15 protein-coding genes are annotated in these 11744 nt (G+C 62.4%); 7 read left to right on the forward strand and 8 right to left on the reverse strand.

The genetic code is table 11. The features are described from left to right. From ACTG4B_RS11935 to ACTG4B_RS11945, 3 genes are all read right to left on the reverse strand, one after another. Positions 1 to 556 (reverse strand): PHP domain-containing protein (locus tag ACTG4B_RS11935; RefSeq protein WP_439155926.1); only part of this gene is annotated, 556 nt, incomplete at its 3' end. Continuing rightward, positions 556 to 2088: a Y-family DNA polymerase gene (locus ACTG4B_RS11940; protein ID WP_439155927.1), complete on the reverse strand. Its 1533-nt coding sequence runs from the start codon at positions 2086 to 2088 to the stop codon at positions 556 to 558. The genes ACTG4B_RS11940 and ACTG4B_RS11935, both read right to left, overlap by 1 nt. After that, positions 1991 to 2611, reverse strand: coding sequence for an ImuA family protein (locus ACTG4B_RS11945; protein ID WP_439155928.1), 621 nt, complete (start codon positions 2609 to 2611; stop codon positions 1991 to 1993). Before ACTG4B_RS11945 ends, ACTG4B_RS11940 begins: the two co-directional genes overlap by 98 nt. A gap of 218 nt (positions 2612 to 2829) precedes the next feature. Between ACTG4B_RS11945 and ACTG4B_RS11950 the strand changes: the two genes are divergently transcribed. Genes ACTG4B_RS11950 through ACTG4B_RS11960 form a run of 3 tightly spaced genes read left to right on the forward strand, consistent with a single transcriptional unit; the run spans position 2830 to position 5038 of the window. Further along, entirely contained in the window at positions 2830 to 3534 is a 705-nt protein-coding gene (locus ACTG4B_RS11950) for an ABC transporter permease (RefSeq protein WP_439155929.1), read from the forward strand. Then, positions 3528 to 4244, forward strand: a complete 717-nt coding sequence (locus tag ACTG4B_RS11955; RefSeq protein ID WP_439155930.1) for an ATP-binding cassette domain-containing protein — start codon at positions 3528 to 3530, stop codon at positions 4242 to 4244. The genes ACTG4B_RS11950 and ACTG4B_RS11955 overlap by 7 nt, the downstream gene beginning before the upstream one ends. Next, positions 4241 to 5038 carry a substrate-binding domain-containing protein gene (locus tag ACTG4B_RS11960; RefSeq protein WP_439155931.1) on the forward strand — a complete coding sequence of 266 codons (798 nt, stop codon included), beginning with the start codon at positions 4241 to 4243 and terminating at the stop codon, positions 5036 to 5038. Before ACTG4B_RS11955 ends, ACTG4B_RS11960 begins: the two co-directional genes overlap by 4 nt. A 47-nt stretch (positions 5039 to 5085) precedes the next feature. On the opposite strand, the gene ACTG4B_RS11965 is transcribed toward ACTG4B_RS11960, so the two are convergent. Genes ACTG4B_RS11965 through ACTG4B_RS11985 form a run of 5 tightly spaced genes read right to left on the reverse strand, consistent with a single transcriptional unit; the run spans position 5086 to position 9523 of the window. Next, complete coding sequence (locus ACTG4B_RS11965; protein WP_439155932.1) at positions 5086 to 5589, reverse strand: DUF6505 family protein; 504 nt, start codon at positions 5587 to 5589, stop codon at positions 5086 to 5088. Further along, the gene (locus ACTG4B_RS11970) at positions 5586 to 6260 is read right to left on the reverse strand and encodes a biotin/lipoate--protein ligase family protein (RefSeq protein WP_439155933.1); all 675 of its coding nucleotides are present in this window, start codon (positions 6258 to 6260) and stop codon (positions 5586 to 5588) included. The genes ACTG4B_RS11965 and ACTG4B_RS11970 overlap by 4 nt, the downstream gene beginning before the upstream one ends. Beyond that, on the reverse strand, positions 6257 to 7324 hold the full coding sequence (locus ACTG4B_RS11975; protein ID WP_439155934.1) for an Mrp/NBP35 family ATP-binding protein: 1068 nt from the start codon (positions 7322 to 7324) through the stop codon (positions 6257 to 6259). The genes ACTG4B_RS11970 and ACTG4B_RS11975 overlap by 4 nt, the downstream gene beginning before the upstream one ends. Then, positions 7325 to 7519: a DUF6494 family protein gene (locus ACTG4B_RS11980; protein ID WP_439155935.1), complete on the reverse strand. Its 195-nt coding sequence runs from the start codon at positions 7517 to 7519 to the stop codon at positions 7325 to 7327. Positions 7520 to 7555: 36 nt separating this feature from the next. Further along, positions 7556 to 9523: a 4Fe-4S binding protein gene (locus tag ACTG4B_RS11985; protein ID WP_439155936.1), complete on the reverse strand. Its 1968-nt coding sequence runs from the start codon at positions 9521 to 9523 to the stop codon at positions 7556 to 7558. A 221-nt stretch (positions 9524 to 9744) separates the two neighbouring features. Between ACTG4B_RS11985 and ACTG4B_RS11990 the strand changes: the two genes are divergently transcribed. The 4 genes from ACTG4B_RS11990 to ACTG4B_RS12005 are packed head-to-tail and all read left to right on the forward strand — an operon-like array spanning position 9745 to position 11697. Further along, positions 9745 to 10278, forward strand: coding sequence for a DUF3305 domain-containing protein (locus tag ACTG4B_RS11990; protein ID WP_439155959.1), 534 nt, complete (start codon positions 9745 to 9747; stop codon positions 10276 to 10278). Beyond that, positions 10275 to 10850 carry a DUF3306 domain-containing protein gene (locus ACTG4B_RS11995; RefSeq protein WP_439155937.1) on the forward strand — a complete coding sequence of 192 codons (576 nt, stop codon included), beginning with the start codon at positions 10275 to 10277 and terminating at the stop codon, positions 10848 to 10850. The genes ACTG4B_RS11990 and ACTG4B_RS11995 overlap by 4 nt, the downstream gene beginning before the upstream one ends. After that, the gene (locus tag ACTG4B_RS12000; protein WP_439155938.1) at positions 10847 to 11458 is read left to right on the forward strand and encodes a TorD/DmsD family molecular chaperone; all 612 of its coding nucleotides are present in this window, start codon (positions 10847 to 10849) and stop codon (positions 11456 to 11458) included. Before ACTG4B_RS11995 ends, ACTG4B_RS12000 begins: the two co-directional genes overlap by 4 nt. 53 nt (positions 11459 to 11511) lie before the next feature. Next, a complete protein-coding gene (locus tag ACTG4B_RS12005) occupies positions 11512 to 11697 on the forward strand; it encodes a twin-arginine translocation pathway signal protein (RefSeq protein WP_439155939.1) in 186 nt (61 codons plus the stop codon). The last annotated feature ends 47 nt before the right edge of the window (positions 11698 to 11744 follow it).

An 11744-nucleotide genomic window follows, 5' to 3' on the forward strand; every position in this document is an offset into this window, starting at 1 on the left:
CACCGCGATACAGATAACTGGCCGCGATATGGCGCAGGCTGGGCAGGGTGCGGGCAAGTTCCGGCAAGCGGGCTGCAAAACGGTCAGGATCATCGTCGGGCAGGGCGATCAGCTGAACCCCTGTCGCATGGGCGGCAAGATCGTCCAGCGCCAGGTGGCACGCGCCCTTGGCCTGCCATGCGCCGTTCGCATCGCGCATTTTGCCCTGCGACAGCAGCGCGCAAAGCCTGCCATAGGCATCCCGGTCGGTGGGATAGGCCAGAAACGCCGCCCCGCTGTCCAGCGCGATCCGGCAGCCGATGATCGGTCGCAGACAGGCCTTGGTCGCGGCGCTGTGCAGGCGGACCACACCTGCCATCGTGTTCAGGTCTGCAATGCCGATCGCATCATACCCCTGCGCCGCCGCCGTCGCGGCCAGATCGACGGCATCCGACGCCCCGTGCAGAAAGGAAAAGCAGCTTGTGATCCCCAGTTCGACAAAATCGGCACGCGGATTGGGGGCAAAGCCGTCATCTTGAAGGGTGCGTCTTGGGGGTTGGTGATCATTCTGTGGCATCAGGCAAACAATCCATGCACGAACCAGCGCGGATCGGTCCCGCGCCCATCGCCATGCACCCCTTCGCGGTAAAGCCACAGGCGGGTGCCGTTGTGATCCTCGATCTTGAAGTAATCGCGCAGGCGCGTGCCGGGGCGGTCTGTCCACCATTCCGGCGCGATCCGTTCGGGGCCGGCATAACGGGCAACCCGGTGCGTCTGGCGGCGCCAGATGAATTGGGCCGGCGGCCCTTCGGGGACGGCATAGACGACGCGCACTTGCTCTGGCGGGGACAGCAGCCGGATGGGGCGGTCCCGTGCGGGGACATCCTGCACCGGCGCGGCAGTGGCCAGCACATCACCGCGCGTTTCGGCGCGTTCGGGGATATGGCTGCCGTAGTGGCGGGGCGCCATCACGGCCCGCGCACCCAGCCGCGCCACCAGCCGGTCGATCAGCAACGGCAGATGCAGATCGTCCTGCCCCTTGCCGTCCAGTCCGACCTGCACCGTTTGAACAGGTTCCACAACGCCCGCCCCGAGCGTGATCAGATCAAAGCCGAAGCCGGGATTGATCTGTTCAAGTTTGTCATTGAACAGGCCCCGCAGATGGGTGGGGTCGTGGCTGGCAGCGGCGGTGGCCGCATCAAGTGTGCTGATCTGCCCATCGGTGCGATAGACCGTCAGATACAACCGGCGACAGCCAAGCCCGTGCTGCCTCAACTGTGCGCAAAGATCGGTGCAAAGTGCCGCAAGATAGGCGGTGGGGTCCTGCACGGGTTCGGGCAGGCGGGCCTGTGCGCTGATCCGGGGCGGAGCGTTGGGGCTGGCGACAGGTTCGGCCAGATCGCCCATTGCCTGGTCCAGCCGCATCAGCGGGTTGGCGGGCAAGGGGGCACGTGTGAACCGCCGGGTCAGCGACAGGCGCGGCACTGCGGCCAGTGCACCAATGGTTTTCAGCCCAAGGCGACGCAGCAGCAACAGGGTTTCCCCCTCAAGCCGCAATCCGGCGACGGGCAGGGCGGCCAGCCGTGCCCCGATCTGGTCGGGGGGGCAGATGGCGCGCACCGGGCCATGCCGGGCAAGCGCCCATGCCGCACCCCATGTGGGTGCGATGGCCAGCTGCGCCGTCAGGCCAAGCAGGGACAGACGGGTTTCCATGTCAATCAGCATCGCCGCCTCGCCGCCCAGCAGATGATCCGCACCGGTGGTATCAAGGATCAGGCCGTCCGCCCCGTCCACAACCGTCCACGGGCACCAGCGCCGCGCCCAGAGCATCAGCCGTTCCAGTGCCACCCTGTCACCCGCAATATCGGCGTATTCTACCCGCAGGTCAGGGCAGATCGCCTTGACATCGACAACCCGTGCGCCTGTGGCGATGCCTGTCAGTCGCGCGGGACGATTGGTGGCATGAACCACCGGGCCATGCGGCCCTTCGGTGGCCAGCACCACGGCGATGTCATCGGGCGGCGCGGCGTTCTGCCGTTCCATCACCCGTTGCCACCGGTCCATCGCGAAACGGGGCAGCGAAATCGACACGATCCGCCGCGCGGTCATAGGTCGCCACCCATGTGCCGGGCGGCTGCCCGCGCGCGCGGAACAATTCCGCCCGCCAGCGGGGTGCGCCGGGGGCCTGTGGGTCGTCGGGGTGCGGCAGCGATGGCAGCGATGCAATCCGCCAGCGGTCGCGCGCGGCACTCAGATCGGGCGCGGCCGCCCGGCGGATCAGCCAGCAGGGGATTGCGCTGGCCTCTGCACGGATCGCCAACCGCTTGGTTGCGGTAAAATTCAGCGCAGGCGGATCGCCCCAGATTTCGGCGATGACACATGACAGGGCCTTGCACCGCAACCCTTCCTCGATCGCCCACAGCACATCTGCGGCACGGCTGACATCGACCCGGATCACGGATTTGCGCGATAACCCGGGCAGATATGGCCTGCCGGTTTCGCGCTGCGACAACCGGTCCTGCACCCAGAGGATTGGTGCGTCGGCCTGCGGGCTGTATGATAGCACAAAACCCGCGATACCCGCATCTGTTGCGGTCGCGGAAAATGCCTCTGACAGGGTATGCCGCTGCACTGGCGCAGCCGCCTGCCGAGGGTCGTGTTTTGCAATGTTCAAGATCATGCACGCACAGCGATTCCCATCTATGTTCACCTTATGTTCTACAATATGCGCGGGGCTGTCACAACAGCCAGCACGGGTTGCGCGGGTAGTTGTGATTGCGCCGTTTCGCGATTGCGCATATCTGGTCGGCGTGAAACGCTGCACCGCGCAACATTTGACAGGCTGACGACATGGGCGAAATCTGGGAGGGACTGGTCGCGGGCTTTTGGCTTGTGGTGACGCTTGATCCCGATCTGGTGGAAATCACGTTGCGGTCCTTGCAGGTGACATTGTCGGCAGTGGTCATCGGGTCGGCCATCGGGTTGCCGTTCGGGGCGTGGCTGGCGATCCGCCGTTTCCGGCACCGGCGCGCAACGATTGCTCTGCTCAACGCGCTGATGGGGCTGCCGCCGGTGGTGGTGGGGCTGGTGGTTTACCTGCTGTTGTCCCGTTCGGGGCCGTTCGGGGTGTTCGGCCTGCTGTTCACGCCCACCGCGATGATCATTGCGCAGGTCATCATCATCAGCCCGCTGATCGCGTCGATCGCGCATCAGGCGATCCGCGATTTATGGGCGGAATATCATGATCTTCTGATCTCTTTTTCAACCACGAAACGGCAGCGGATCATGACCCTGCTGTGGGACGGGCGGCGGGCGCTGATGACGGCATCGCTGGCGGGGTTTGGCCGCGCGATCGGCGAGGTTGGCGCGATCATGATCGTGGGCGGCAATATCGACAACGCCACCCGCGTGCTGACCACGGCCATCGCGCTGGAAACCGGCAAGGGCGATTTCGCGCTCGCACTTGGCCTTGGGTTCGTGCTGATCGGGTTGGCGATTGCGGTGAACGTCGCCACCCATATGATCGGCCGCACCGAAAGCGAGGGAAAATGGTAACCCCGATCCTGCCCCTGACAATGACAGGCGCCGTCGTGAAACGGCGCGGCAAGATCCTGTTGGGGCCGGTGGATTTCAGCGTGTCGCGGCAGGGTTTTACCATCATGATGGGGCCAAACGGGGCGGGCAAGACAACGCTGTTGCGCGCCCTGCACGGGCTGGAACGGCCGGCGGCGGGGCGGGTGGACTGGCAGGTGCCGGTGGCCGACACCTTGCAAAGGCAGGCGTTCGTGTTTCAGACGCCGATCATGATGCGCCGGTCGGTGCGCGATAATCTGGCCTATCCGCTGATTCTGCACGGGATGCCCCGCGCACAGGCGCATGCAATGGCCGCCGACTGGGCTGCGCGGGTCGGGCTGCGGGCCGCACTTGACCAGCAGGCGCCGCAGTTGTCGGGTGGCGAGAAACAGAAACTGGCACTGGCGCGCGCGTTGATGCGCAACCCTGATATCGTTTTTCTGGATGAACCCTGTGCCAATCTGGACGGGCGGTCGACCCGCGAGATTGAGACAATCTTGAAATCGGCACAAGCAGCTGGCACACGTATTCTCATGTCAACCCATGATATCGGGCAGGCACGGCGTCTGGCCAGCGATATCGTGTTTCTGATGCACGGTAAAATCATCGAAACGGCGGATGCAAAGTCTTTCTTTGATGCGCCAAAAACGCGGCAGGCGGCCGCATTACTCAAGGGAGAGATCGTCGAATGAAACGTATTCTGGCACTGGTTCTGGGGCTGGCGGGCAGTATGGCCGCAGCTGAAGACATGAAAATGGCGGTGACAACATCGTTCCACAATTCCGGCCTGTCGGAAATCCTGCTGCCCGCGATCAAGCAAGACACCGGCATCAATGTGCAACTGCTGGTGGTCGGCACCGGCCAGGCGCTGCGCTTGGGCGAGGCGGGTGATGTGGACGCGATCCTTGTGCATTCGCGCAGCGCCGAAGAGGCGTTTGTCGCAGAGGGCTATGGCACCCACCGTCGCGAAATCATGTATAACGATTTCGTCTATATCGGGCCGTCGGATGACCCTGCCGTCATCGCCGAGGCTGATACAGCTGCTGACGCATTGGTGCGGATTGCGCAAACGGAATCGGTTTTTGTCAGCCGTGGCGATGACAGCGGGACTCACAAAAAGGAACTGTCGCTCTGGGATGCGGCAGGTGTGCAGCGTGGCGGTGACTGGTATCGGCCCGTTGGCGCGGGAATGGGGGCATCGTTGAATACCGCCGCCGGGATGAACGCCTATATCCTCGCCGACCGGGCAAGCTGGCTGAATTTCGGCAACAAGGGCGATCTGGCGCTGTTGTTCGCGGGCGATCCGGTGCTGTTCAACCAATACGCCTATATTCCGGTGAACCCGGAACTGCACGCGCATGTGAAGAACGATCTTGCCGGGCAGCTGGAAGGCTGGCTGACATCACCGCGTGCCGCAGAGCTGATCAACAGCTATACGATCAACGGTGAAACCCTGTTCACTTTCAACGCGCAACCCGCGTCGTAAATATCTGACGCGGCGCATAAATTTCGCGAAATTTATGCGCCCGTCCTTTAATGCTGATGCGGTTCGTCGTCCAGTGATCCGTGGATCGCGAACTGGTCCAGTCCCGCATCCTGCGGTTCAATGCTGCGATACCCTTCGCGCACGCCCGCATCCGTCAGTTCCCGTGACACCATCAGCAGGGTGTTGGGCGTCTGCCCGTCGCAAAGATCCATCATATGCGCAATTTCATCGGCTGCAACGCCGCGTGCCGCATCGACCGAAGGCGCCCCGTAATGGCTGACGAAATGTGCCGCCAGCGCATCGGTCAGGGCCATAACCTCTGCCGGTTCCGCCTTGGTCACGGCCACGACCGATACGCGCCCGAATGTTTCCAGCCCCAGCCAGCCGTTGCTGAACGCCTGTTTGGCCTTGCCGGTCAGGTCACCGTCCGACCAGTTGGAAAACTCGAACCCGCCGGAAACGCACCATTCACCGGTGCGCGCGGGCGCGTGGAATATGTTCATGTCGCTGTCATCGAAATGGATGGCGCGGGCCAGATACTGGTTGGTCATGCGTGCCCTAACAATGTGGTCAATGGGATCAATGTGGTCGTTTCGCCGCTGCGGTGCAACTGGCCGAAATCCTGATCGAGGCCGATGAAGTCGCCATCGCCCAATCCATGCATCAGGCCCTGCAATTCGTTGTGCAACGGCTTTACCCCGTCGTCGTCCCACCGGTTGATCCAGACAAGCGTATGCCGCGCCCAGCTTTCCAGCAGGTGCACAGGCTCCACATCGGCGCAGCCTTCGGCATATAGCGCGGTTTGATCGGGCGTCTGACCGGGATCATCCGAGGTCGGCCAGAGTTGCAGATGCAGCCCCATGACAAGCCAGTCGGGCACCATCGCCGGATCGCTGCCAGACGCACGCGGCGTCAACCGCCCGCAGACGGCACCGTTCAGCCGGATCGTGCCGTCCCATTCCAGATGCACGCCGACCTCGGGCGGGGCGACGGCACCCAATGCGTTCTGAAACCCGATTCCGCAGGCGGGCAGCATCGCCATCGCCTGCGCCAGCGGCACCTCGGGCGCGAAAACAAATGCCGCGCGCAGGTCGTTCCCGCCAAGGTTATACACCAATGTCCCCGCATCGCAGCCTTCCGACGCCATCGCCACTGCGACCGCAAGCGGTTCATCCACGGTGGCAACACCGGTCAGAAGCGGCGGAAAGACCGGTGCGGTCATGCGTTGCCGCCTGCGATCAGGTCGCGTGCGACCTTGCGAAACGCCTGCGCGGATGTGCTGTCGGGTTTCGACACGACAATAGGCGCACCGCCGTCGGCGGCCAGCCGGATATCCAGATGCAGCGGCAGTTCCGCCAGCAGCGGCACACCCAGCTTGGCTGCCTCTGCCGCCACGCCGCCATGGCCGAACGTGTGTTCCTCGTGCCCACAGTTGGAACAGATATGCGTGCTCATGTTCTCGATCATGCCGATGATCGGCGTGCCCAACTGGTTGAACATGTCGATCCCCTTGCGCGCGTCTATCAACGCCACGTCCTGCGGTGTGGACACGATCACCGCACCGGTCACATCGAATTTCTGCGTCAGGGTCATCTGCACATCGCCGGTGCCCGGCGGCAGATCGACGATCAGCACATCCAGCGCCCCCCATTGCACCTGGTTCATCATCTGCTGCAGCGCGCCCATCAGCATGGGACCGCGCCAGACGACCGCTTGGTCATCGTTCTGCATCAGCCCGATGGACATCATCGTCACACCGTGGTTGCGCATCGGCAGGATCGTCTTGCCATCGGGTGACGCAGGTCGCCCCGATACCCCCAGCATACGCGGCTGCGAGGGACCGTAAACATCGGCATCCAGCAGACCGACGCGGCGGCCTTCGGCGGCCAGCGCGCAGGCCAGATTGGCCGAAACGGTGGATTTGCCCACACCACCCTTGCCAGATGCCACGGCGATGATCCGGTCGACGCCCGGCACCTTTTGCGGGCCTTTGGGTTCCGAGCTGCGCTGCGGTTTCAGATCGGGCGGGGCGGCGGGGGTGCTGTGGGCGGTCATGATCGCCGACACTGCGCCGATACCATCCATCTGCTTCAATGCGGCCTCGGCTGCGGCGCGCACGGGTTCCATCTGCCCGGCCATTGATGGCGCGACCTCGAACACGAAACGCACGTTTCCGTCGTCCACGTTCAGTGCGCGGACCAGACCGGCGGCCATGATGTCATCACCCGAAACGGGGTCTGTGATCGTCTTCAGGGTCGCAATGACCGCATCGCGGGTGATGCTCACTCAGTCGTCCTTTCCGGTGATCTTGCCGGTCACGACATGTTCCAGCCCCAGTTCGGGAATGGTCAGGACCATTTTGGCTTCATAGGTCTTTCCGGCGGTATCCGCATCGCGCATCGCTTCTTCGATGGCTTGCTGGGACGTTACGCCGACCTGCTTGAGGAATTTGCGCATCGACATGTTGAAATCTTCGCTCATCTCGTTTTTCCTGTTTTGTGAATGATCGTGGAAATATCAGTGATCCTTGCGCTTTGACAGATAGTCTTCGGATGTGCGCACGCGCGGGCGCTCTGCCCCTGCGAAGGGATTGTTCTGGGAATGATACTGCGCCTGAATGCGGCAGCTGTCGCACATCTGGATCATGCGGGCGGCGTCGGGGTTTCCGAACATCGCGTGTTTGCCGGCCAGCTTTTCGGTGATCTTTTCGATGGTCGATTTCACCCCGAACAGGTTGCCGCATTCCACGCAGGCGAACGGCTCTTCCTCGTGCAGCACCTCTTGGGCGTAGGCGGTGTCGGTCAGGTTCAACTGCGGTTGCAGGGTAATTGCCTTTTCCGGGCAGATGTTGGCGCACAGCCCGCATTGCAGGCAGGCGTCTTCCTGAAATCGCAGCTGCGGCCGGTCTTCGTTATCCATCAGCGCACCAGAGGGGCACAGCGACACACACGACAGGCACAGCGTGCAGGCATCGGTATCGACCAGCACCGCGCCATAGGGGGCGGTATCGGGCAGGGGGATCACTTTCCGGTCGGTCAGGGCCTTGGCGGCGGTGCGGGCGACTTGCCGCCGCGTGCCCATGGGCAGCATCGGCGTTGCGATGGCCTGTGCATCGTGGCCTGCAAACAGCTGATCGGACAGCGCATCGGGATCAGCCATGTCCAGCAGGCGGATCGTGCGGGCGCTGATCGCCTGTGCGAGAGTGGTTTCACGGTCAATCGTGTCGCGGTCAGACTTGGGGGACAGCAGGATATCGACACACGCAAATCCGGCCCCAAGGGCGGCGAGCATTTCGGCGTGGCCGAACCCCGCCAGCGCCGAGACCTCAAGCGGGATGACATCGGCAGGCAGGCCGTTGCCAAACCGGGCGGCGAGGCGGATCATCTCGATCCCGTGGGTGTCATCATGCACCAGCAGACGGGGGTTGGCGCCGCCCGCCTTGCGGTATGTTTCCGCCAGCGTCTGGATGCGGCGGAACGTCTGATCGACCGGCGGCGCGTCATAGCTGATTGCGCCCGATGGGCACAGCGCCGAACAGGCCCCGCAGCCCGCGCAGATCATCGGATCGATCGCCACGGTATCCCCGGCCGAGGTGATCGCGCCGGTCGGGCAGGCGTTCAGGCAGTTGGAACAGGCCGGCTGTTCGGCGCGTGAATGGGCGCAAAGTGCCGGTTCCAGCCGCACATACAGGGGCTTTTCAAATGTGCCGACCATTTGCGCGGCTTCGAATACCGCATCGGCCACCGATGGGGCATGCCGCGGATCGGCGCGCAGATAGCCGTCACGCTTTTCATGGGCGGAAAACAGCGGGGTGTCCCCTGTCAGGTCAAGGATGATGTCGCATTGCGATTTCGCCCCATCACGCGGGCTGCCGAACTGCGGCTGTCCGCGCCCGCCAGGTTCCAGCGCCTGCACCGCATCGATGCGCAGGTTGAAGTTGCCCAGACTGCCGCTGGCCTGTGTCAACTGCCCCCGGATGATGTCAAAGCCACCCGTCACGGGGGGATCGGTGTCATCTGTCAGCAAGAGCGTCACGCTCAACGCGTCTTGCAGTTTTTGCGCAGCTTGCAGCGCAACGTCGCCCGCGCCAATAATCAGGCAGACACCATCCGACGTCACATCGCGGACTTTCGGGTCTGCGGTGCGCAATGCTGCTTCTGCAGCAAGGGCGGCCATTTTGGGGGCCTGCGATGATTTGTCACCCGACCAGCCGGCCCGATCACGCAGATCGACGAAAACGGGCAATTCCGCCCCGATTTCGGCGGCAATTTCGGTGAAGCGGGCCTGTTCTTGCTGACAGGCGATCATGACGTTCCCGCGGCCCATCGCCTGTGCCGCATTTTCGCTTTGTTGTGTACATAATGCAGAATGCAATTTCGAACAGGTCAACCCTGTCGCATTCTCGATCGCGGCCGCGTCAATGGCCTGACTTCCCAAACAATCACATATAATCAATTGCTTGGTTGTATTATCTGGCGTGGCCATCGTTTTTCTCCTGGGGTTCTGCGGGCGCGCAGTCGGCAAAGTTTAGACATGGATCGCGGGTAAGGTAAACCGGAAATGGCGACAGAGAGTGCTGCATTGCGGCAAAGTGCATTTGTAAAAAATATCTTTCCCAGTGGCAATTTTTAGGTCACGATGTATGCTACGGAACACCGAGAGCCAAGAGACAGACCTTGATCCACAATCCAAACCAATATCAAACGATGCCGGTGGGTGTTGTTTTGCAGCGCAAGCAGGGTGTCACCCGCTGGGCCAAGTGGGCGTGGAAAGCGGTCGCAGTGATTCCCGGCGCGGCCCAGGCGGACTGGATGGTGCTACGCGAGATCGGCGACACCGTAGAGTTTCATGCGGCGACGCGCCCGCTGGAACTGCATGGCGCAGAGTGCGAGGCATATATGGCCGGTCTGGCCGCCAAGGTGCCGGCGCTTTACGTTGTCATGCGCCGCAGCGACGACGCGCAGCGACCGTTCGATGTTCTGTTGGTCACCGCGTCCCCCTTTGAGGCGCAGGATTATACGGATAATGGCGAAGATATCGTTGAAAAGGTCACGATGCCTGACGGGATCATTGGCTGGGTGCGCGATTTCACGGATCGGTTTTTCGAAGAAGAAGTCTTTATCAAACGCCGGCGCGACAAACAGCGCACCGACCGTGTCGAGAACGGGATTGGTGACAAGCGCATCGCGCAATTGACGGACGTCTATCGTGCCCCGCAGCGCAAGGGGTCGGCCGTATGAGAGCACAAGCCCCCGATTTCTGGTCGCGTCGCAAGGCGAAGGTCGCCAAAGAGGCCGCACGCGAGGCCGAAGAGGTTGCACAGGAACAGCCGCAAGAGGACCTGTCAGACGAAGAAATCCTGGCGAAATTCGACCTGCCTGATCCTGACAGCCTGAAACTGGGCGATGACATCAAGGGCTTTATGTCCAAGGCCGTGCCGGAACATCTGCGCCGCCGGGCCTTGCGCAAGCTGTGGCGGACCAATCCGGTGCTGGCCTGTCTGGATGGCTTGAACGACTACGATGGCGATTTCACCGATGCCGCGACGGTCGTGCCTGGCATGAAAACTGCATATCAGGTCGGCAAGGGCATGCTGGCCCATCTGGAAGCCGTCGCGCGGCAGACAGAAGACGCGCTGGTGGCCGCGGATGACGATGGCGTTGATCTTGATCATGTAGATACCGAAGAAGACCTGCGATCATGCGATCGTGGCACGCCTGTCGCGGCCAAGGCTGACACAACCGCTGCGGAAGCGCCGCAGCCTGTTGTGCGCAGGATGCGTTTGGAATTTGATCAGGATGTTAACGTATGAATGTCATGCCCGGCATTGACCCCATCAGCCCCGAAGACCGCCTGCGGGCCGATCTTTACAACTATCTGGGGCTGATGCTGTCGGGGCCGCCCGACGAAATGCTGCTGGCGCAGACTGCCGATCTGCAAGGCGATGACAGCGCGCTTGGGCAGGCGATCACGCAACTGGCCCGTGTGGCCCGCGTGTCGCGGCCCAAAGCCGTGCGCAGCGAATACAACGCGTTGTTCATCGGGCTGGGACGGGGCGAGTTGCTGCCGTTTGCCAGCTACTACCTGACCGGGTTTCTGAACGAAAAGCCACTGGCGGCCTTGCGGGCCGATATGGCCGCGCGCGGTATCGGACGTGCGCCGAACGTGTTCGAGCCCGAAGACAACATCGCGTCGCTGATGGAGATGATGGGCGGGATGATCGTGGGGCGCTTTGCCGGTCCGCCTGCGGATCTGGATATGCAAAAGCAGTTCTTTAACAAACATATCGGATCTTGGGCCGGTCATTTCTTCAATGATCTGGAAGCCGCGAAAAAATCGGTTCTCTACGCCTCGGTCGGGGCGGTGGGCCGGAACATGATGGACATCGAACGCGAAGCGTTTCGCATGATTGCGGAGTAATCCGTTAACAAGACGGCGGATTATCCGCCTTAAGAAAGAAAAGGGGAGGTCCCATGGCCAACGAAAACAAGGACGGTGCAAGCCGTCGCGATTTTCTCAAACTTGGTGTTGCGGCACCGGCGGCGGTGGCTGCGGCCACATCCGGCACGGCAGCAGCAGCACAGCCGGTCGATCTGTCGTCGGACAAGATGCAGGACACCGAACACACGCGCGCCTATCTGGCCAGCACCCGTTTTTAAGGAATTTCGGGTCACTGCCCGAAACAACGCAACCCAGCCAGCCCGGA

The organism is Yoonia sp. (assembly GCF_965660735.1).
In the GTDB taxonomy this organism is placed as follows: domain Bacteria; phylum Pseudomonadota; class Alphaproteobacteria; order Rhodobacterales; family Rhodobacteraceae; genus Yoonia.

Coding starts and splice junctions, on each gene's coding strand:
- ACTG4B_RS11950 (WP_439155929.1), top strand. CDS start 2,830: ATGGGCGAAATCTGGGAGGGACTGGTCGCGGGCTTTTGGCTTGTGGTG.
- ACTG4B_RS11940 (WP_439155927.1), bottom strand. CDS start 2,088: ATGACCGCGCGGCGGATCGTGTCGATTTCGCTGCCCCGTTTCGCGATG.
- ACTG4B_RS11970 (WP_439155933.1), bottom strand. CDS start 6,260: ATGACCGCACCGGTCTTTCCGCCGCTTCTGACCGGTGTTGCCACCGTG.
- ACTG4B_RS11985 (WP_439155936.1), bottom strand. CDS start 9,523: ATGGCCACGCCAGATAATACAACCAAGCAATTGATTATATGTGATTGT.
- ACTG4B_RS11980 (WP_439155935.1), bottom strand. CDS start 7,519: ATGAGCGAAGATTTCAACATGTCGATGCGCAAATTCCTCAAGCAGGTC.
- ACTG4B_RS11955 (WP_439155930.1), top strand. CDS start 3,528: ATGGTAACCCCGATCCTGCCCCTGACAATGACAGGCGCCGTCGTGAAA.
- ACTG4B_RS12005 (WP_439155939.1), top strand. CDS start 11,512: ATGGCCAACGAAAACAAGGACGGTGCAAGCCGTCGCGATTTTCTCAAA.
- ACTG4B_RS11990 (WP_439155959.1), top strand. CDS start 9,745: ATGCCGGTGGGTGTTGTTTTGCAGCGCAAGCAGGGTGTCACCCGCTGG.
- ACTG4B_RS11960 (WP_439155931.1), top strand. CDS start 4,241: ATGAAACGTATTCTGGCACTGGTTCTGGGGCTGGCGGGCAGTATGGCC.
- ACTG4B_RS11965 (WP_439155932.1), bottom strand. CDS start 5,589: ATGACCAACCAGTATCTGGCCCGCGCCATCCATTTCGATGACAGCGAC.
- ACTG4B_RS12000 (WP_439155938.1), top strand. CDS start 10,847: ATGAATGTCATGCCCGGCATTGACCCCATCAGCCCCGAAGACCGCCTG.
- ACTG4B_RS11995 (WP_439155937.1), top strand. CDS start 10,275: ATGAGAGCACAAGCCCCCGATTTCTGGTCGCGTCGCAAGGCGAAGGTC.